Here is an 18,739-nt window from a genome sequence, read left to right as displayed (position 1 = left end):
GGCATCGCCCACCGTGATGCCGCTGGATGGATCAGGCCGGTCTCCGGGCTCATGAGCGGCGTTCGCCTGACTGCGCGCCTTCCCGCTGTTAAGCAGTGGCACAAGACGCAGTTTTCACTCATTTACCGTTGCGGGGGCAGCGCCGGGATCGTGGTTGTTATTCGCTTGAAAACAACCCTCACCGGCTTCCCTGTTTCACTCTGTCGACGCAGGTCACAGAGCACCTGAAACAAGCCGCGAAGGTTAGAGGGTTGGGGGTGGAGCGTCAATTAAAGAGGGGGGGATCGGGCGAATAACTGCCGCCGATCAATTATCTGACGCCAATCTTGTGCCACGCTGAAACAAATGATATCAAAGAGCCATGCTTTTACCGCAAAAGCACACCACAACAATAAGGATGATTACCATGCAAGGCATGATCATCAGCAATCCGCGCCTGGAATTCCTGCGCCCGGTACTAGAACGCTGGTTTGACTGTATCGACCGCTACAACGCCGTGCGCGGCGACAGTGACACGCCCTACTGGCACGACGAGAAAGCCAATCTCGGATTGCTCTGCGCGGCTGCATGGATGGCCGAACTGGTGACATTGCGCGACACCGCCACCCGCAAGCAGAACGAGGAAGGCGAGCGCAACGCCCGCGCCGATCTGTTTCTGGCGGGTGCCGAAGACCGCGCATTTATCCAGGCCACGCAACGCTGGCCACGCGTCAACAACCTCAACCTGACTCAACCCCTGCTGGATATCACCCACGACGCCAAACGCATCAGCTACGCCAGCGACCTCAAGCTCGGCTGCCTGTTTGTCGCCCCGCAAAAAGCCCAGCACAGCGCCAGTCCGGAAGAATTGCAGGACATGGTCGACGACCTGCAAAAGGAACACACCTGCGCCGTTGCCTGGTATTTCCCCTACGCCTATCGCAAATTGCGCAATGAGGCCGGTAACTATCACCCGGGCATTGCCTTGCTGTTCAAAGAAGCCCGCGGCTGAGCAGTTGAACCATCGGGCTTGTGCGATCCTCTATGACTAGGAATGCATTCATAGGGAAGATCAGCAATGCGCAAGCCCCAACTCGTTTTCGTCATCGCCCTCGCCGGGGGGCTCGCCGCCTGTGGTGAATCGTCCAGCCTGCAGGTCATCGACGGCACCGGCCCGTCACCGAAACTGCCCGAACCGAACAAAACCCTGATCCCGACGGTGAATATCGCCCCGGCGGTCGGCTGGCCCGCGGGCGGTAAACCGACCGCTGCGGCAGGCACACAAGTCGCCGCGTTTGCCGAAGGCCTTGATCATCCGCGCTGGCTCTACGTGTTGCCCAATGGCGATGTGCTGGTAGCAGAAACCAACGCACCGCCCAAACCTGATGACAGCAAAGGCGTGCGCGGCTGGGTCATGGAAAAAGTCATGGGCAAGGCCGGCGCCGGCGTACCAAGCCCCAATCGCATTACCCTGCTGCGCGATGCCGACCACGATGGCGTGGCTGAAACGCGCACGGTATTCCTGCAAAACCTCAATTCACCGTTCGGCATGACGCTGGTTGGCAACGACCTGTACGTCGCCGACACCGATCGCCTGCTGCGCTTCAACTACGAACCCGGCGCAACCGAAATCAAGACGCAGCCGATCAAGGTTGTCGATCTGCCTGGCGGCACGCTCAACCATCACTGGACCAAGAACGTCATCGCCAGCAAGGACGGCAGCAAACTGTACGTCACGGTCGGCTCGAACAGTAACGTCGGCGAAAACGGTCTGGATAAAGAGGAAGGCCGCGCCGCAATCTGGGAAGTGGACCGCGCAACCGGCAATCACCGCATCTTCGCATCGGGCATCCGCAACCCCAACGGCCTCGCGTGGGAGCCCACCAGTGGCGCGTTGTGGACCGCAGTAAACGAGCGCGACGAAATCGGCAGCGATCTGGTGCCGGACTACATCACCTCGGTCAAGGACGGTGGTTTCTATGGCTGGCCGTTCAGCTATTACGGCCAGCATGTCGATGTGCGCGTCGAGCCGCAGAACCCCGACCTGGTCGCCAAAGCCATTGCGCCGGACTACGCCGTTGGCCCGCATACAGCTTCGCTGGGTCTGACGTTCGCCGAGGGCAACAAGCTGCCTGCGCAGTTCAAGGAAGGCGCATTTATCGGCCAGCACGGGTCCTGGAACCGCAAGCCGCACAGTGGTTATAAAGTGATTTTCGTACCGTTCGCGGCGGGCAAACCAACAGGCCAGCCAGTGGATGTACTGACCGGTTTTCTCGACAAGGACGAGAACGCACTGGGTCGCCCGGTGGGCGTAGTGATCGACCAGCAAGGTGGCTTGCTGGTGGCTGATGATGTAGGGAACAAAGTGTGGCGAGTATCGGCCACCAAGTGATTTTAGATGCGCCCTGAAACAACTGTGGGAGCGAGTCTGCTCGCGAAGGCGTGATATCAGTCAACATTGAGTTGGCTGATACACCGCTTTCGCGAGCAGGCTCGCTCCCACATTGGGTTTGGTGTTGTCCTTGTTATGGGTTATGCGCCAGATGTTCCGGCTGCAACACCCGCTTGGCACTCAGATAAGCTTTCTGCCAATACGCCTTCGACAGGCTATCGAGCTTCACCGTGCCGCCGGTTGCCGGCGCATGCACGAAGCGCCCTTCCCCGACATAAATTCCCGCATGGCTGACCTGCGAACCGCCATTGGTGGCGAAGAAGATCAGATCGCCTGTCTGCAAACCTTCCTTACCCACATTCGGCGCCTGCATCACGATCAGATCGCGTGTGGTTCTTGGCAGCAAAATACCCGCCGCATCACGGTAAACAAAACCGATCAGCCCACTGCAATCAAATCCCGAGTCCGGCGTATTGCCGCCCCAGCGATAAGGCGTGCCCACCAGACCGAGCGCGCGAAACAGCACGTCTTCAGCAGCGGGCGAGAATGATTGCGAGGGGCCGAATACCACCGGAGCGCGCACCACGGGTGCTGGTGGCGGCGTACGGCTGGCGCAGGCGCTGAGCAGCGCTGCAAAAAAGATCAATGTGAGGCGGGCCGACATGGTCATAAGCAGAACATCCTGATCTGGCTGCGGCTTTTTCTGCCGGAGGGGCAGAAAACAAAACCGCCTGCGTCAGCACGCAGGCGGTTTGCCATCAATATAGATTCAGGATTCTAGCGGCTACGCGGCAAACTTCAAGTAAGACTTTAACTTCACCTTGTAAAGTCTAGGTCTACTCCGTTGCCGGAAGCCTGATTGCCGCTGCGAACGCCGCGGCATCGGGGAATTACTTGCGAGCGGTGACGACGGTCGGAGCGTTGGCCAGAGCGCGTTTCGCTTCGATGAAGGTCTTGCTCCAGTAGCTGTCACCCAGGCTGTCGATGCGAACACCGCCGCTGCGACGACTGCTGGAGTGAATGAACTGGTTGTCACCCAGGTAGATCCCGGCGTGACTGACACGGCCGCGACGACCATTGGTGGCGAAGAACAGCAGATCGCCCGGCTCAAGGTTTTTGCGCGAAACCAGCGGCGCATCCACATTGATCATTTCGCGAGTCGAGCGTGGCAAGTTCATGCCAGCTTCTTCGCGGAACAGGTAGCCGATGAAACCACTGCAATCGAAACCGGCTTCAGAGGTACCGCCGAAACGGTAACGGGTACCGATCAGGGACATGCCGCGCTCGAGGATACTGTCGGCCAGAACTGGCAGCTGGTAAGGCTTGTTGCCGTTGAAATCCGACAGTTCTTTTTCGGTGTCCAGCTCTTCCTGGTAAATAACGGAAGACTGGGCAGTGACGGAATTCTTGACCTGCTGAGGCTGCTCTTGAACTGGAGAATGAGCAGCGCAACCGTATAACAGGGTGACGAGTGCGAGAGGCACGAGGGGTGCGAAGCGCTTTAGCATGGGCACGACCGTGGCTGATAGTTGTAAAGAAGGCGAGACTATGCCCGCTATCAACCTCATTTGCAAATTCAATCGATCTTTTTGTGACTTCTCGGTTTCTCGCTTACATCTAAGCGCTTAAGCCCATTTGAACCGATACGCGCTCTGCACACCGTGTAGAAAAGCGGATTTTCTGGCGCCTGAAATACGCCGAAACCCGCTGGAAGCCACAGACTGCAAGGGTCAGCTACCAGCCCAGGGTTTCTTTCAGGAAGGGAATGGTCAGCTTGCGCTGAGCCTGCAAGGAAGCCTGGTCGAGCTGTTCCAGCAGATCAAACAGCGCGCTCATGCTGCGGGTGCCACGGGTCAAGATAAAATGCCCGACTTCATCGGTCAGATGCAGACCACGACGCGATGCGCGCAATTGCAGGGCACGCAATTTGTCTTCATCGGAAAGTGGGCGCATCTGAAAAATCAGCGCCAGCGTCAGGCGTGATTTCAGGTCAGCCAGTTTGACCGGCAGCTCACGTGGTGAGGTGGACGCGGCAATCAGCAGGCGCCGACCGCTGTCACGCAGACGATTGAACAGATGAAACATCGCCTCTTCCCAATCAGCCTTGCCGGCAATCACCTGCAAGTCGTCCAGGCAAACCAGTTCGTACTGTTCAAGGTTGTCGAGAATTTCGGTGCCGCGATCCATCAACTCGGCCAGCGGCAGATACACCGCCGGTTCACCCATCTGCTCGAAACGCAGGCAAGCAGCCTGCAACAGATGCGTACGCCCTACGCCGTGCTTGCCCCACAGATAGATAAGGCTTTCCGTCCAGCCGGCGTCGGCTTCGCATAAGCGCTCGACATAGCCGAGTGCAGCGGCATTGGCGCCTGGGTAGTAGTTGATGAAGGTGGCGTCGTCACGCAGACGCACACCTAGGGGCAGCTGAATCGGTTTCATGCTGACTGAACAGTTCTCAAGGAACCGTTAGTGGCCTCTGTGTAAAGTTGGCGAAGTTTATACCCGTGAAGCTAAGCGCACAATGCGACAGAGTCCAAGCAAAATCAAAGGTTTGCGTTAACGCACTGGTTTTATGACAGTTTCTCTGACGCAGTCGAGCCACTATTCCCCGCAAAACACGGGCCAACCCGGCTATTCGCCGGGTCGCCCATCTGCGCTACAGCTGCGGCTCGTCAGCACCACTATAAATGTCGGAGTCCTTGTACAAGTCGTGCATGTGGCGCACCAGCACCATGATCACCGCCGCCACCGGCAGCGCCAGCAACACACCCGTGAAGCCAAACAGCTCGCCGCCGGCCAGGATCGCGAAGATCACCGCCACCGGGTGCAGGCCGATCCGGTCGCCTACCAATAATGGGGTCAACACCATGCCTTCCAGGGCTTGACCGACCATGAACACCGCGACGATCCCGACCATCGGATACAGATCACCACCGAACTGGAACAGCCCGGCAACCAACGCCGCACCGATGCCGATCACAAAGCCCATGTACGGCACGATCGCCGCCAGCCCCGCGATCAACCCGATCAACAGCCCAAGTTCCAGGCCGACGATCATCAGCCCAGCCGCGTAAATCACCCCTAGCGCCACCATCACCATTAACTGCCCGCGCACGAATGCACCGAGCACCTCATGGCATTCAGCGGCCAGCGCGACGATGGTTGGTTCACGATCACGCGGCAACAGGCTGCGGATCTTGGCCATCATCACGTCCCAGTCGCGCAGCAAGTAGAAACTCACCACCGGGATCAGCACCAGATTGGCCAGCCAGCCGATCAGCGCCAGACTCGAAGCCGTCGCCTGGCTCAGCACCACGCCGACAATATCGGTGGTCTGCCCCATGTGCTCACTGATCGCAGCCTTGACCTTGTCGAATTTCCAGAAGCCGTCCGACAGCCCCAGCTTCGACTGCGCCCACGGCACCGCCGAGTGCTGCAGCCAGTCGAGCATTTGCGGTACCAGTTCGTACAGGCGCAGCAGCTGTTTGGCGAGCATCGGCACCAACACCAGCATCAGCGCGGTGAAGATCAGCGTGAACAACGTGAACACCGCGATCACACCCCAGGTGCGCGACAAACCGAGCTTCTCCAGCCGATCCACCAGCGGATCGAACAGATACGCCAGCAACAGCGCCACCAGAAACGGCGTGAGGATCGAGTGCAATAACCACACAAACACGCAAAGCAGGACTATCCCACCGAGCCAGAACCAACGCCGCGTATCGGCCATGTACAACTCCTACTGTTTCTATATAAGGAAAGACTTACCAGCGAAACCGCAATGACGGCGCCGCAGGTGCCGGGGCTGGCGCCGCGACAGGTGCCGCACCCGCAACCACAGGCTGCGGCGCGGCCACCTGAGCCGGAGCTTCGGCTGGCAGTTCCTGCAACCTGGCCAGCGACAACTGCGCGCGCATCTGATCGGCACTGCCATTGACCCGATAGACGATACGATCGCCATCTACACTTTGCAGACGCACGCCAAACGGTTCGAGTAACCGCAACAGCGCAGCGTAACGCTCCAGATTCATGCCCTGCACTTCCAGGGTCTGCTGCCCGGTTGCCCCAGGCTTGGCGGCAAAGCGTGGCGCCAGGCGCTGGGCAACCGCCAGCATCACTGCATCCGCCACGGCGGCCTGATCCGGCCCCTGCACACTGCCCGCTTCTTTTTGATCACCTAGCCACAAATGCCATTTGGCCTGCCACTGACCACCCTCTTCCCGCGCATGCACAGCCAGCAGGGCGTCAGCGTTGTAGCGCTCCGACGCATCGCGCAAAGGTGCTGCATCCGTGCCTTGGAGTGCCGGCGCTGTAGCGACCAGTTGTTCACTCAGATCAGCCAGCGGCAAACGCAACGGCAAACCACGATGCTGAGCCGCCGTGCGCAACGGCGCGGCAGCAGCCTGACCATCACCGACCAGACTCGAACCTTCGGCCGAGTCGTTCAGCCACCAGCTCAGTATCGACGGCCGGCTGGCGCCCCACAGGGATAACCCGGCGCGACGCAATGCCTGCTCGGTACTGCTCGGATCGAAATCGACTTTCAGCACCTCCGGCGGCCCGGCATCAAAACCGAACTGACTGATGATCTGCTGCGGATCCTTGCGCACGGCCGCCAAACCCGGATTTTGCGCAGCTTTAGGGTCACCGGTCAGGCGCAATACCAACGTATCCAGCGCGGCCTGAGTAGCGCGTTCACGCTCCTCCGGAGCCTGGCCCTGGACCGGCTCACGCACTTGATAAAGGCCTTTGAGGTTTTCGGCATGACTCGCCAGGCTGACCACAGACAAACAGCCCACAAACAACAATTTACAAAAACGCATGGAGAATTCCCGTCGACAGGAGCGGCTGGAACAGGCCGCGTGAACCGATTTGGCAAGGCTGTGACAGTCTGCCAGCACCAAACATTCACACGGCGGCGGTAAGTTTTTGCACAGTGATAACGATAGACGGTTAATTGCCACACCTTATACAGGCAGCCGTACGCCTCAATTGCAAAAAATTTCGGGTGATATGGCCCTGCCCGTCGGTACGAGGATGGCCGCTGCCCCTCAAGCCTGATAAAATCGCGCGCCTTCGCAGACCGGCAACAGCCGGGCACCTCGAAACTCGCGTGAGGCTATCGCCCCATCGACTTCGGCGCCCCGCTGAACTCGGTCGTTACCCCTGAATCCCCCCTAAAGGCCTGGATCATGAGCAAGCAACCCTCCCTGAGCTACAAGGACGCCGGTGTAGACATCGACGCCGGTGAAGCATTGGTCGAACGCATCAAGAGCGTCGCCAAGCGCACTGCGCGTCCGGAAGTCATGGGCGGCCTGGGCGGTTTCGGCGCCCTCTGCGAAATCCCGGCCGGCTACAAGCAGCCCGTACTGGTTTCCGGCACTGACGGCGTCGGCACCAAGCTGCGCCTGGCCCTGAACCTGAACAAGCACGACACCATCGGTATCGACCTGGTCGCCATGTGCGTCAACGACCTGGTGGTGTGCGGTGCCGAGCCGCTGTTCTTCCTCGACTACTACGCCACCGGCAAACTCAACGTCGAGACCGCCGCCCAGGTTGTGACCGGCATCGGCGCCGGCTGCGAACTGTCCGGTTGCTCGCTGGTTGGCGGCGAAACCGCTGAAATGCCTGGCATGTACGAAGGCGAAGACTACGATCTGGCCGGCTTCTGCGTCGGCGTCGTGGAAAAAGCCGAAATCATCGACGGCTCGAAAGTCGCCACCGGTGACGCGCTGATCGCCCTGCCTTCGTCCGGCCCGCACTCCAACGGCTACTCGCTGATCCGCAAGATCATCGAAGTGTCCGGCTCCGACATCGAAAACATCCAGCTCGACGGCAAACCGCTGACCGACCTGCTGATGGCCCCGACCCGTATCTATGTGAAGCCGCTGCTCAAGCTGATCAAAGACACCGGCGCCGTCAAAGCCATGGCCCACATCACCGGTGGCGGCCTGCTCGACAACATCCCGCGCGTTCTGCCAAAAGGCGCTCAGGCCGTGGTTGACGTCGCCAGCTGGAATCGCCCGGCCGTGTTCGACTGGCTGCAAGAGAAAGGCAACGTTGACGAGACCGAGATGCACCGCGTTCTGAACTGCGGCGTCGGCATGGTCATCTGCGTGGCTCAGGAGCACGTTGAAGTTGCGCTCAACACCCTGCGTGACGCTGGCGAACAGCCTTGGGTCATCGGCCAGATCGCAGTCGCTGCCGAAGGCGCTGCCCAGGTCGAACTGAAGAACCTTAAGGCTCATTAATGTCCGCAACCTGTGATGTCGTGGTGCTGTTGTCCGGCACCGGCAGTAACTTGCAGGCCTTGATCGACAGCACGCGGACCGGCGAAAGCCCGGTCCGCATCGCTGCGGTGATTTCCAACCGCGCCGACGCTTACGGCCTGCAACGCGCCAGTGACGCGGGTATCGCCACCCGCTCGCTGGATCACAAGGCCTTCGAAGGTCGCGAGGCCTTCGATGCTGCCCTGATCGAACTGATCGACGAATTCAATCCCAAACTCGTGGTACTGGCCGGTTTCATGCGCATTCTCAGCGCTGACTTCGTACGCCACTATCAGGGTCGCCTGCTCAACATCCATCCTTCGCTGCTGCCCAAATACAAAGGGTTACACACCCATCAGCGCGCGCTGGAGGCCGGCGACACCGAGCACGGCTGCTCCGTCCACTTCGTCACCGAGGAACTCGATGGCGGACCACTGGTCGTACAGGCAGTAATACCGGTAGAGTTGCACGACACGCCGCAGAGTCTGGCGCAGCGAGTGCATGTTCAGGAACACTTGATCTACCCCATGGCGGTACGCTGGTTTGCCGAAGGCAGGCTTGCACTCGGGGGCGAAGGTGCTTCACTGGACGGCCAGTTACTCGCGGCCAGCGGCCATTTGATTCGACACTAGGAGATATTATGCGTCGCGCCCTGCTATTTGCTTGCGCACTGCTCGCCCTGCCTTTCGCGCAGGCGGCAGACCTTCAACCGTTCTCCGCCAGCTACACCGCCGACTGGAAACAGCTGCCGATGAGCGGCACTGCCGAGCGCAGCCTGTCAAAGGATGCCAAAGGCGTCTGGACGCTCAGCTTCAAGGCGTCGATGATGATCGCCAGCCTCACCGAGACCAGCACCCTGACCCTGGACAAGGACACGCTGCTGCCGCAGTCCTACCACTTCGAACGTGGCGGTCTGGGCAAAGCGAAGAAGGCTGATCTGGACTTCGACTGGACCAACAAACTGGTCACCGGCACCGACCGTGGCGATGCGGTGAAAATCCCGCTGAACCGTGGCATGGTCGACAAATCGACTTATCAGCTGGCACTGCAACATGATGTCGCCGCCGGCAAGAAGACCATGAGCTACCAAGTGGTCGATGACGGCGAGATCGATACCTATGATTTCCGCGTGCTAGGCTCGGAAAAAGTCGACACCAAGGCAGGCAAGATCGATGCGATCAAGGTCGAGCGCGTACGCGACCCGACACAAAGCAAGCGCATCACCGTCCTCTGGTTCGCCAAGGATTGGGATTACCTGCTGGTTCGTCTGCAACAAGTTGAAACCGACGGCAAGGAGTACAACATCATGCTCCAGGACGGTACGGTCAACGGCAAGGCTGTGAAAGGCAGCTGATCCGAAGTGATGTAAAAAAGCCCCGCGATTGCGGGGCTTTTTATTGCCTGAATGTTGGCCTGAAGAATGGTGCGAGGCTCGCCCCTCACCCCAGCCCTCTCCCAAGGGAGAGGGTTAGGGCGAGGGCAACCCCGAGATCACCACACACTCAAACTGAAAACCTGGCCACCATGCTGTTCAAATCCACCGCCAATCGCGACAACTCCTGGCTCGCCGCACTGGTCTGATTCGCACCCGCCGACGTCTGCATCGCCAGATCACGGATATTCATCAAATTGCGATCCACCTCCCGCGCCACTGCCGCTTGCTCTTCCGAAGCACTGGCGATCACCAGATTGCGCTCGTTGATCACGGTGAATGCCGAAGCAATTTCCTCCAGCGCAGTGCCGGCCGACTTGGCCAGGTCCAGCGTCGCACGCGCCCGCACATTGCTCTGCTGCATCGAACCGACCGCTGAATCCGTGCCTTGCTGAATGCCACCGATCATCTGCTCGATTTCCTGAGTCGACTGCTGAGTGCGATGCGCCAGCGCCCGCACCTCATCCGCGACCACTGCAAAACCGCGCCCGGCATCGCCAGCCCGTGCTGCTTCGATCGCCGCGTTCAACGCCAGCAGGTTGGTCTGCTCGGCGATCGAGCGGATCACATCCAGCACTTTGCTGATGCCATGAACCTTCTGCGCCAGATCTTCCATCTGCGTCGCATTGGCCGTCACATCCTCGGCGAGGGATTCGATTGACGATACGGTCTGCTGCACCTGCTGGCGACCATGCTGGGCAATGCGATCGGATTCGCGCGAGGCCTCGGAGGTCGCCACAGCATTGCTGGCCACCTCCTCCACTGCCGCGGTCATCTGATTTACCGCTGTCGCCGCCTGTTCGATTTCCAGACTCTGCTGGTGCAGCCCACGCGTAGCGTCTTCCGTGACGCAGCTCAGCTCTTCCGACGCCGAAGCCAACTGACTGGACGACTCGGAAATTTGCCGAATCGTGTCGCGCAGATTGTGCTGCATGCTTTTGAGCGCTTGCAGCAGCCGCGCCGGCTCGTCCTTGCCGGAAATATTGATGTCACCGGTAAGGTCGCCGCCGGCCACTACTTGCGCCACGCCTAAGGACTGCGCCAATGGCAAGACGATGCTGCGCGTCAGCAACAGCGCCAGGCCGATGGTGATCAGCGCGGTAACGCCGATCATGACCCCGACCCAAACCCGTGACTGAGTGAACACCAGCCGCGCGCCCTCGGTGGCGAGATTGGCGTTGTGTTTGTTGAGTTCGACCAACTGACGCAGGACGACGGCGATTTCATCGGCCAACGGGCTCATCTCGCCATTGAGAATGCGCGCCGCCTCCTCCACCCGGTTCTGCGCAGACAACTGCAAGACTTGCGCCTGAAGCTCCAGATATTGTTGCTCGGCCACCTTGAAGCGATCAAATAACTGGCGCTCTTCAGGCAGCACGATCAGCACGTCATAACGCTGCTGGGCCTCACTCAGCACCGCGCGCAGCTCATCTAGCTTGGCAACATTCTGCTGCAACGCCTGCGGATCACGATTGAGCAACAGGCGCATGGTCAGCGCGCGCAGGCGCAACATGTCCTGACTCATCTCGCCAACCGCCATCACGCTCGGCAGCCAGTTGTTGTCGACCTCGTCGGACTGGGCGCGCATGTTCGACATTTGCAGCAGAGCGAACGCCCCGAGGGCGCACACCATCAACGCCAATAGGCCAAAACCGAGGCCGGCACGCGGGGCAATATTGAGACTACGGATACTCATTAATTTGGCTTCCTTCCAAAAGCGCTGCATCAACCTACAGCGGGTTGCTCTAGAAGGTATCGGCCCGGAAGAAATTTGCGTAAGACGAAAACGTGATATCAAAACGCCTTAATACTTCTAACCCACGGCATTAACGATTCAGCGCAGTTTTGCCGGACTTGAGCGCTGTTCGCGGCAATATCGCCAGGAAGTTATCGCGAGCGACCTTTTGTGCAATTTCTTCGGGAAGCGCATCGAGGAAAGGCGCGAAGCTGTGCATTTCCTCACCGAGCTTGTTGAATCGCCCTACGACATCCGAGCCGAGCATGAAGCGCTCCGGGTATTTCTTTACCAGCGCCAGCCATTCCGGGCGTGGCTTGCCCTGTTCATCCAGCAGATACGGCGTGAGCATGCTCCACGACAGATCAATGAACAGATTCGGATATGCCTCGAGCATGCGTGTGAGGGTCGGCAGGAGAAAGTCTAGTTGTGTCTGGTGCCGATGAATTTCCGCGCTGGTGCCGGCGTGCGCCCAGATGAACCGTGTGTGCGGGTGATTACGCAGCGGCTCTTCGATTTCCTGCAGGTAAAGCGGATTTCTCTCACGTTTGGAAGTGATGTTGGAATGCACCATTACCGGCAGATCGTTTTCTGCCGCCAGATGATAAATCTTGGTCATCGCCTCGTTGTTGGCGCGCGGCGTGTCACCGGACGTCAGCGCCGTCAGGTCGTCATGCCGCGTGAAGACTTCGCCAATGCCTTGCCACAGCCCCGGATAGAGTTCGAGCATGCGCTGAATATGTGCGGCGGAGTTCTTGTCGTTAGGGTTGAAGCCTGACAGAAACGGATGAAAGTAGGGCCGCTGCTCAGGCGTCAGTTTTTGCACTGCATCAGCGACGATCACGTCGGTGGCGCTGTACCAATAGGCGTCGGCATCATCACCGGCGTAATAGCGCGGGCGTTTCGGTTCATCCTCATGCCACTTCTTCGCCACGGGAATGCCGGAAATCATCACATGCTCAATGGAGTTTTCCTTCATGGCCGTCAGCAATTTCGGCATGCCGGCGGTTTCCTGGAAAAAATCCACGTAGTGCAGGTGCGCATCGCTGTAGGTGTATTCGCGGGCGCTGGCGTTACCGGCAAACACCAGCAGGCAGGCAAGACTCAAACGATACAGGGACACAATTAATCTCCGACAAGTAGGCATAGCCTAGACCCCGCCCTGCCCCCAAGGGTTCATCCCGCAGGAAAGTGGAACGCGTGCCGCTGGCAATGCTCTATAACTGCAAGGTCTTTTTGATCGAACGACTTTTCCTACTGCCAGTGAGGTTCACATGACCGTTACCGTCAATACCGTCTCCGCTGAAGGTTTTCGTCACACTGTCCAGATCGATGAACACGAACTGTTTGCCGACGTACCGGCCTCTGCCGGCGGCGAAGGCACGGCGCCAGAGCCGCACGATTACTTCGACGCCGCACTCGGCGCCTGCAAGGCCCTGACCCTGAAGATGTACGCGAAGAAGAAAGACATCCCGCTGACCGGCGTGGGTGTTGAGGTCAAACGCGATAACAGTGAAGAGCAGAAAGGCAAATACGCCCTGCACGTCACCCTCACCCTCAAAGGCGTGCTCACAGACGCCCAGCGCGAGGAACTGCTGCGAGTCGCCGACCGCTGCCCGATCCACAAGCTCATGACCACCAGCGAAGTCAGCATCGAAACCCATGCCCCACAAGGCTTCGACAGCCAATAACCATCCTGATGCCAGCGGCGGGTTATGCTTCTGGCATCACCCGCTCAGCCTGGAATGCACCATGGACACGCAACCCCTGATCATCCGCCCGCGAGCCGAAGACGTCGAAGGCCAGCCGATTCTTCGTCCGTTGCCGTCAGCCAAATGCCGCAGCGTCGGGCCATTCGTGTTTTTTGATCACATGCTCGAAACGGTTTATCCGACGGGCAAAGGCATGAACATCCGACAGCATCCGCACATTGGCCTGTCGACACTGACCTATTTGTTTGAAGGCCAACTCCAGCACAAGGACAGCCTAGGCTCCGATCAGGTCGTCAGCGCTGGCGATGTCAGCTGGATGACCGCCGGCAGCGCGATTGCCCACGTTGAACGCACGCCGGAGCCGCTGTGGGATCAGAGTTTCACGATGCACGGTTTGCAGATCTGGCTGGCCTCGCCCAAGGATCACGAACAAGGCCCGGGGCATTACAGTCATCACCCGGCAGCAACCTTGCCGGTCAGCGATAACCTCGGCGTGCAGATTCGGATGATTGCCGGGTCAGGCTTTTGTCTGGAATCGCCAGTCCCGGTGCTTTCTCCTACGTTGTATGCCGAAGTGAGGATGCAAACGGCGACCACATTGCTGATTCCCTCAGAGCATGAAGAGCGGGCGCTGTATGTATTGAGTGGCGATGCACAACTGAACGGCGAAACGGTCGAACCCCACGCGCTGGTGGTGTTGCCGGTTGGGGAAGAAATGAGTCTGTTTGCCGAGAGCGAGGTTCACGCGGTGGTGTTCGGCGGCGCACCGCTGGATGGCCCAAGGCGGATCAACTGGAACTTTGTTGCGAGCGATCCGGCGGCGATTGATGAGGCTCGACGCAAATGGGCGGCCGGGGAATGGCCGACGGTGCCGGGGGAAAGTGAGCGAATCGAACTGCCCTGAAATTTTTATTGCCTTTGAGTCAGCCATCGCTGGCAAGCCAGCTCCCACAGGATTTCGCGTCGAACACAGGCTTTGCTAACGGCGCGATAACTGTGGGAGCTGGCTTGCCAGCGATGAGGCCCTGTCAGACACCGCCCAAGTCAGTGCCTGACAACTGAATCAGCCGCTGAACACTTCATCCAGCAAATCATGCATCGACTTGAACGCCCGTTTGGCCGTCTTCGCGTCGTACATCATCTTGCCCGGCACATTGGCGTGCGGGTCGGTAAACGAGTGCACCGCACCGCCGTAGCTCAGCAATTGCCAATCCACCTTCGCCGCGTTCATCTCGTCTTCGAAGGCCGGCAACTGCTCCTTCGGCACCAACGGATCGGACGCGCCGTGAAGCACCAGCACCGAGCCTTTGATGTTCTGCGCATCCGCAGGATTCGGTGAATCCAGCGTGCCGTGGAACGACACCGCCGCTTTCACCGGCGCACCGGTGCGCGCCAGATCCAGCGCACAGCAACCGCCAAAGCAGAAACCGAACACCGCCAGCTTCGACGTATCGACTGCCGCTTCGCCCTGGGTCTGCAACTGCTCGAACGCAGCCTGCATACGCGTGCGCAGCAGTGCGCGATCATCCTTGAGCGGCATCATCGCCGCACCGGCCTGATCAGCGTTCTGCGGACGCACGGCCTGACCGTAGACATCAGCGATCAACACCACGTAGCCCTTGGCCGCCACCGACCTGGCGATTTCTTCAGCGCCAGCGCTGACGCCCATCCAGTTCGGCGCCATCAACAAACCCGGACGGGCGCCTTTGTGCTCGGCGTCGAATGCAAGCCGACCTTCATAAGGCTGGCCATCAATCTGATAGATCACGGAACGTACTGTGACTTGGCTCATTTCTGACTCCTGATTACTTGAACACCAGAATAAAAAAACCCGCCGAAGCGGGTTTTTTTACAACTTCATCAAACCGACAGTTCGACCAGCAGCTTGTTCAGGCGGCGCACATAAGCGGCCGGGTCCTTCAAGCTGTCGCCGGCAGCCAGGGCTGCCTGATCGAAGAGGATGTGCGACAGATCGCCAAACCGCTCTTCGCTCTGCTCGCCGTCGAGTTTCTCGATCAGCGGGTGGCTCGGGTTGAATTCGAAGATAGGCTTCGAATCCGGCACCTTCTGACCGCTGGCCTCGAGGATCTGACGCATTTGCAGACCCAGGTCCTGCTCGCCGATGGCCAGAATGGCCGGCGAATCGGTCAGACGATGGGAAACCCGCACTTCAGCGACGGAATCGCCCAGCGCGGTTTTCAGACGCTCGACCAGACCTTCTTTGGACTTGGCGACTTCTTCTGCGGCTTTCTTGTCCTCTTCCGAGTCCAGATTGCCCAGGTCCAGGTCACCGCGTGCCACGTCAACGAAGGACTTGCCGTCGAAGTCGCTGAGGTAGCTCATCAGCCACTCGTCGATACGGTCGGTCAGCAGCAGCACTTCGATGCCTTTCTTGCGGAAGACTTCCAGGTGCGGGCTGTTTTTGACCTGCGCGTAGGTTTCGCCGGTGAGGTAGTAGATCTTGTCCTGACCTTCCTTGGCGCGTGCCAGGTAGTCAGCCAGACCGACGATCTGCTCGCCGTCGTCGCCGTTGGTCGACGCGAAACGCAGCAGACCCGCGATTTTTTCCTTGTTGGCGAAGTCTTCTGCAGGGCCTTCTTTCATGACCTGACCGAAGTTCTTCCAGAAGCCCTTGTATTGCTCAGGCTCGTTCTTCGCCAGTTTTTCCAGCATGTCGAGCACACGCTTGGTCAGCGCCGACTTCATCGAGTCGATGATCGGGTCTTTCTGCAGAATTTCCCGCGACACGTTCAGCGACAGGTCGTTGGAGTCGACCACGCCTTTGATGAAGCGCAGGTAGAGCGGCAGGAACGACTCGGCCTGATCCATCACGAACACGCGTTGCACGTACAGCTTCAGGCCTTTCGGCGCTTCACGCTGATACAAATCGAACGGTGCGCGGGCCGGCACGTACAGCAGCGAGCTGTATTCGAGTTTGCCTTCAACCTTGTTGTGGCTCCAGGCCAGCGGGTTCTCGAAATCGTGGGCGATGTGCTTGTAGAACTCCTGGTATTCCTCGTCCTTCACTTCGGTGCGTGGACGAGTCCACAGGGCACTGGCGCGGTTGACGGTTTCCCACTCGAGCGCTGGCGCCTCTTCGCCTTCGGCAGCCGTGACTTCTTTCGGCAGTTCGATCGGCAAAGCGATATGGTCGGAGTACTTCTTGATGATGTTGCGCAGACGCCAGCCATCGGCGAACTCGTCTTCTGCAGCTTTCAGGTGCAGGACGATGCGAGTGCCGCGCTCAGGCTTTTCGATGGTGGCGACTTCGAACTCGCCCTCGCCTTTCGACGACCAGTGCACGCCTTCGCTGGCCGGAGTGCCGGCGCGACGGCTGTACACGTCAACCTGGTCGGCAACGATGAAGGCCGAGTAGAAGCCAACACCGAACTGGCCGATCAGGTGCGAATCTTTTTTCTGATCACCCGACAGATTCTTCATGAAATCGGCGGTGCCCGACTTGGCGATGGTCCCCAGGTGGGCGATCACATCGTCACGGTTCATGCCGATACCGTTGTCTTCGAGGGTGACGGTCTTGGCGTCCTTGTCGAAGCTCACACGGATTTTCAGATCTGCGCCACCTTCGAGCAACTCAGGCTTGGCCAGGGCTTCGAAGCGCAGCTTGTCGACAGCGTCAGAGGCGTTCGAGATCAATTCGCGAAGGAAAATTTCCTTGTTGGAATACAGCGAATGGATCATGAGGTGCAGCAGCTGCTTCACCTCGGTCTGGAAGCCCAGGGTTTCCTTTTGAGTTTCCACACTCATGGTCATCAAACTCCAATCAGATGGCATTGGCCGCGACCCGAATGGTCTGCGGCGGGTTGTCATCTGAGTTTGGGGCAGTGTTCAGGATTTCAAGGGCTCATCGATTTTGAAATGCGCCCGCGCCGTGGCAATCGGTTCGCTTTCGGTACTTTGCCACGCCGTGATGGCAACGTTCGCCACCCGCCGCCCCTGCCGGCAGACCTGACATCTGGCCCAGGTGTCGCGAAACTGCCCGGCGCGCAGGTAATCGAGGGAAAAATCGATGATCTTCGGTACGTCCGGCGCCCCGGTAAAAATCAATAAATGCAGGGCTGCGGCCAGTTCCATGAACCCGGCAATCACTCCGCCATGAATTGCCGGCAATAAAGGGTTACCAATGTTGTCCTTATTCGCCGGCAGCTTGAACAGCAAGTCATCGCCAACGCGAGAGCACTCGATGCCGATCAGCCCGGCGTACGGAATCAACTCGAGCAGCGGTGCGTAGTCGCCTTGCGCATGGGCCCTCTGCAACTGATCCTTGAGGTCGTCGCTCATTGGCCCTCTCCCCTGATAGCGCCACCAAAACCCTTGGTGCCCCTGATGTTTTTGCCCATGCGCATGAAAGTGCCAACGACGTGGGCAATCGGCTGCTCGGGATCATCCTGGTAGGCGAAGCCGCGAGCGAAGATCACATCAGTCGTCACTCGATAGCACTGGGCGAAGCCGTAAACGTCTTTATGGGGTTCTGCGGCGTGCATGTAGTCGATGCGCAGATCGAGGGTCGGGCAGGCTTCAAATTCCGGCAGTACGCACAGGGTCGACATGCCGCACGCGGTGTCCATCAAAGAAGTGATAGCGCCACCGTGTATCACGCCTGTCTGCGGGTTACCGACGATTTTCGTGCTGTATGGCAGGATCACCGTGAGCCCATCGACAGAGGCGCTGTGCACTTGCAACCCTAGGACCTGGCAGTGTCGCAACGCCGAAAGAAATCGCGTCGCACGCTCAAAAACGGGGTTTTCAGCCATATGATAATTACTCTCGTTAGAGCCTTTTGCCAGTAGTGAGAAAAACCGCAAAAGTTCCACTGAAAAAAGATCTTATATATCTGAAACAAATGAGGAACTTAACCCTTGGCGCCGAGTTCTTAAGGCCAGTAGTTATTTTCCATAAGGAGAAACACCCCATGCGTAAGACTTTAGCTATTGCCTTGATGTTGACCGCTTCCCTCGGTCTCGCTGCCTGCGATAAAAAATCCGAGGACAAAGCTCAAGATGCAAATCAACATGCTGAACAAGCTCAGCAAGACATGAACAAAGCTCAGGATAAAGTGAACGACGCTGCGAAAGAAAACGCCGAAGCTGCCAAAGCTCAGGCTGAATCGAACGCCGCTGCACAAGAAGAAGCCGCCAAAAAGCAATAATCCGCTTTCTGGTGTAACAAAAGAAAACCCGCCAAGTGCGGGTTTTCTTTTGC

General features: G+C 58.7%; 18 protein-coding genes, 2 pseudogenes and 1 riboswitch. Of the genes and pseudogenes, 8 read left to right on the top strand and 12 right to left on the bottom strand.

What is annotated here, in order from left to right; translation table 11 throughout:
* Positions 1-16 precede the first annotated feature (16 nt).
* A riboswitch (cobalamin riboswitch) is annotated at positions 17-243 on the bottom strand.
* Between the two features lie 163 nt (positions 244-406).
* Positions 407-991 (top strand): hypothetical protein, encoded by a 585-nt coding sequence (locus AB4P97_RS03910; RefSeq protein WP_042558314.1) that lies wholly within the window; start codon positions 407-409, stop codon positions 989-991.
* A gap of 66 nt (positions 992-1,057) precedes the next feature.
* Positions 1,058-2,371: a sorbosone dehydrogenase family protein gene (locus tag AB4P97_RS03905; RefSeq protein ID WP_261736965.1), complete on the top strand. Its 1,314-nt coding sequence runs from the start codon at positions 1,058-1,060 to the stop codon at positions 2,369-2,371.
* A gap of 133 nt (positions 2,372-2,504) precedes the next feature.
* Here AB4P97_RS03905 and AB4P97_RS03900 read toward each other — a convergent pair whose 3' ends face one another.
* The 5 genes from AB4P97_RS03900 to AB4P97_RS03880 all read right to left on the bottom strand — a co-directional run bounded on the left by AB4P97_RS03900 (position 2,505) and on the right by AB4P97_RS03880 (position 7,194).
* Complete coding sequence (locus AB4P97_RS03900; protein WP_047300311.1) at positions 2,505-3,041, bottom strand: C40 family peptidase; 537 nt, start codon at positions 3,039-3,041, stop codon at positions 2,505-2,507.
* 220 nt (positions 3,042-3,261) lie between these two features.
* Complete coding sequence (locus AB4P97_RS03895; protein ID WP_042558311.1) at positions 3,262-3,879, bottom strand: C40 family peptidase; 618 nt, start codon at positions 3,877-3,879, stop codon at positions 3,262-3,264.
* Between the two features lie 226 nt (positions 3,880-4,105).
* The gene (gene hda, locus AB4P97_RS03890; protein ID WP_042558310.1) at positions 4,106-4,810 is read right to left on the bottom strand and encodes a DnaA regulatory inactivator Hda; all 705 of its coding nucleotides are present in this window, start codon (positions 4,808-4,810) and stop codon (positions 4,106-4,108) included.
* 217 nt (positions 4,811-5,027) lie between these two features.
* A complete protein-coding gene (locus AB4P97_RS03885) occupies positions 5,028-6,101 on the bottom strand; it encodes an AI-2E family transporter (protein ID WP_042558309.1) in 1,074 nt (357 codons plus the stop codon).
* A gap of 34 nt (positions 6,102-6,135) precedes the next feature.
* The gene (locus AB4P97_RS03880; protein ID WP_395602088.1) at positions 6,136-7,194 is read right to left on the bottom strand and encodes a DUF2066 domain-containing protein; all 1,059 of its coding nucleotides are present in this window, start codon (positions 7,192-7,194) and stop codon (positions 6,136-6,138) included.
* Between the two features lie 369 nt (positions 7,195-7,563).
* Here AB4P97_RS03880 and purM point away from each other — a divergent pair, with 369 nt between their 5' ends.
* From purM to AB4P97_RS03865, 3 genes are read left to right on the top strand one after another with little or no spacing between them, the layout of a single operon-like run.
* A complete protein-coding gene (gene purM / locus AB4P97_RS03875; RefSeq protein WP_042558307.1) occupies positions 7,564-8,622 on the top strand; it encodes a phosphoribosylformylglycinamidine cyclo-ligase in 1,059 nt (352 codons plus the stop codon).
* Positions 8,622-9,272 (top strand): phosphoribosylglycinamide formyltransferase, encoded by a 651-nt coding sequence (purN, locus tag AB4P97_RS03870; protein ID WP_042558306.1) that lies wholly within the window; start codon positions 8,622-8,624, stop codon positions 9,270-9,272. Before purM ends, purN begins: the two co-directional genes overlap by 1 nt.
* An 8-nt stretch (positions 9,273-9,280) precedes the next feature.
* Complete coding sequence (locus tag AB4P97_RS03865) at positions 9,281-9,994, top strand: DUF3108 domain-containing protein (RefSeq protein ID WP_042558305.1); 714 nt, start codon at positions 9,281-9,283, stop codon at positions 9,992-9,994.
* Positions 9,995-10,142: 148 nt separating this feature from the next.
* On the opposite strand, the pseudogene AB4P97_RS03860 reads toward AB4P97_RS03865, so the two are convergent.
* The 3 genes and pseudogenes from AB4P97_RS03860 to AB4P97_RS03850 all read right to left on the bottom strand — a co-directional run.
* Positions 10,143-10,742: pseudogene (locus AB4P97_RS03860) on the bottom strand (methyl-accepting chemotaxis protein); the annotation flags it as partial.
* Between the two features lie 303 nt (positions 10,743-11,045).
* Positions 11,046-11,705: pseudogene (locus AB4P97_RS03855) on the bottom strand (MCP four helix bundle domain-containing protein); the annotation flags it as partial.
* A 193-nt stretch (positions 11,706-11,898) separates the two neighbouring features.
* A complete protein-coding gene (locus AB4P97_RS03850; protein WP_395599189.1) occupies positions 11,899-12,954 on the bottom strand; it encodes an amidohydrolase family protein in 1,056 nt (351 codons plus the stop codon).
* A 127-nt stretch (positions 12,955-13,081) separates the two neighbouring features.
* Between AB4P97_RS03850 and AB4P97_RS03845 the strand changes: the two genes are divergently transcribed.
* Complete coding sequence (locus tag AB4P97_RS03845; RefSeq protein WP_042558302.1) at positions 13,082-13,498, top strand: OsmC family protein; 417 nt, start codon at positions 13,082-13,084, stop codon at positions 13,496-13,498.
* A 61-nt stretch (positions 13,499-13,559) separates the two neighbouring features.
* Positions 13,560-14,423, top strand: a complete 864-nt coding sequence (locus AB4P97_RS03840; RefSeq protein WP_047300306.1) for a pirin family protein — start codon at positions 13,560-13,562, stop codon at positions 14,421-14,423.
* A gap of 159 nt (positions 14,424-14,582) precedes the next feature.
* Here AB4P97_RS03840 and AB4P97_RS03835 read toward each other — a convergent pair whose 3' ends face one another.
* The 4 genes from AB4P97_RS03835 to AB4P97_RS03820 form a co-directional block, all read right to left on the bottom strand.
* The gene (locus AB4P97_RS03835; protein ID WP_042558300.1) at positions 14,583-15,311 is read right to left on the bottom strand and encodes a dienelactone hydrolase family protein; all 729 of its coding nucleotides are present in this window, start codon (positions 15,309-15,311) and stop codon (positions 14,583-14,585) included.
* A 68-nt stretch (positions 15,312-15,379) separates the two neighbouring features.
* A complete protein-coding gene (gene htpG / locus AB4P97_RS03830; protein WP_210622272.1) occupies positions 15,380-17,284 on the bottom strand; it encodes a molecular chaperone HtpG in 1,905 nt (634 codons plus the stop codon).
* Between the two features lie 81 nt (positions 17,285-17,365).
* The gene (locus AB4P97_RS03825) at positions 17,366-17,818 is read right to left on the bottom strand and encodes a PaaI family thioesterase (protein WP_115148235.1); all 453 of its coding nucleotides are present in this window, start codon (positions 17,816-17,818) and stop codon (positions 17,366-17,368) included.
* A complete protein-coding gene (locus tag AB4P97_RS03820; protein WP_395602087.1) occupies positions 17,815-18,291 on the bottom strand; it encodes a PaaI family thioesterase in 477 nt (158 codons plus the stop codon). Before AB4P97_RS03820 ends, AB4P97_RS03825 begins: the two co-directional genes overlap by 4 nt.
* A gap of 158 nt (positions 18,292-18,449) precedes the next feature.
* Here AB4P97_RS03820 and AB4P97_RS03815 point away from each other — a divergent pair, with 158 nt between their 5' ends.
* Positions 18,450-18,686 carry a hypothetical protein gene (locus AB4P97_RS03815; protein WP_007959016.1) on the top strand — a complete coding sequence of 79 codons (237 nt, stop codon included), beginning with the start codon at positions 18,450-18,452 and terminating at the stop codon, positions 18,684-18,686.
* Positions 18,687-18,739 lie beyond the last annotated feature (53 nt).

The organism is Pseudomonas sp. A1230 (assembly GCF_044218825.1).
Classification (GTDB): domain Bacteria; phylum Pseudomonadota; class Gammaproteobacteria; order Pseudomonadales; family Pseudomonadaceae; genus Aquipseudomonas; species Aquipseudomonas iridis.
This window is presented reverse-complemented; position numbering and strand designations above follow the sequence as displayed.

Excerpts from the sequence above, each read along its gene's own strand:
- AB4P97_RS03845 (WP_042558302.1), top strand. The coding sequence starts at position 13,082 with ATGACCGTTACCGTCAATACCGTCTCCGCTGAAGGTTTTCGTCACACT.
- AB4P97_RS03825 (WP_115148235.1), bottom strand. The coding sequence starts at position 17,818 with ATGAGCGACGACCTCAAGGATCAGTTGCAGAGGGCCCATGCGCAAGGC.
- htpG (WP_210622272.1), bottom strand. The coding sequence starts at position 17,284 with ATGAGTGTGGAAACTCAAAAGGAAACCCTGGGCTTCCAGACCGAGGTG.
- AB4P97_RS03910 (WP_042558314.1), top strand. The coding sequence starts at position 407 with ATGCAAGGCATGATCATCAGCAATCCGCGCCTGGAATTCCTGCGCCCG.
- purM (WP_042558307.1), top strand. The coding sequence starts at position 7,564 with ATGAGCAAGCAACCCTCCCTGAGCTACAAGGACGCCGGTGTAGACATC.
- AB4P97_RS03840 (WP_047300306.1), top strand. The coding sequence starts at position 13,560 with ATGGACACGCAACCCCTGATCATCCGCCCGCGAGCCGAAGACGTCGAA.
- AB4P97_RS03885 (WP_042558309.1), bottom strand. The coding sequence starts at position 6,101 with ATGGCCGATACGCGGCGTTGGTTCTGGCTCGGTGGGATAGTCCTGCTT.
- purN (WP_042558306.1), top strand. The coding sequence starts at position 8,622 with ATGTCCGCAACCTGTGATGTCGTGGTGCTGTTGTCCGGCACCGGCAGT.
- AB4P97_RS03850 (WP_395599189.1), bottom strand. The coding sequence starts at position 12,954 with ATGCCTACTTGTCGGAGATTAATTGTGTCCCTGTATCGTTTGAGTCTT.
- AB4P97_RS03895 (WP_042558311.1), bottom strand. The coding sequence starts at position 3,879 with ATGCTAAAGCGCTTCGCACCCCTCGTGCCTCTCGCACTCGTCACCCTG.
- AB4P97_RS03820 (WP_395602087.1), bottom strand. The coding sequence starts at position 18,291 with ATGGCTGAAAACCCCGTTTTTGAGCGTGCGACGCGATTTCTTTCGGCG.
- AB4P97_RS03900 (WP_047300311.1), bottom strand. The coding sequence starts at position 3,041 with ATGACCATGTCGGCCCGCCTCACATTGATCTTTTTTGCAGCGCTGCTC.
- AB4P97_RS03865 (WP_042558305.1), top strand. The coding sequence starts at position 9,281 with ATGCGTCGCGCCCTGCTATTTGCTTGCGCACTGCTCGCCCTGCCTTTC.
- AB4P97_RS03880 (WP_395602088.1), bottom strand. The coding sequence starts at position 7,194 with ATGCGTTTTTGTAAATTGTTGTTTGTGGGCTGTTTGTCTGTGGTCAGC.
- AB4P97_RS03835 (WP_042558300.1), bottom strand. The coding sequence starts at position 15,311 with ATGAGCCAAGTCACAGTACGTTCCGTGATCTATCAGATTGATGGCCAG.
- hda (WP_042558310.1), bottom strand. The coding sequence starts at position 4,810 with ATGAAACCGATTCAGCTGCCCCTAGGTGTGCGTCTGCGTGACGACGCC.
- AB4P97_RS03815 (WP_007959016.1), top strand. The coding sequence starts at position 18,450 with ATGCGTAAGACTTTAGCTATTGCCTTGATGTTGACCGCTTCCCTCGGT.
- AB4P97_RS03905 (WP_261736965.1), top strand. The coding sequence starts at position 1,058 with ATGCGCAAGCCCCAACTCGTTTTCGTCATCGCCCTCGCCGGGGGGCTC.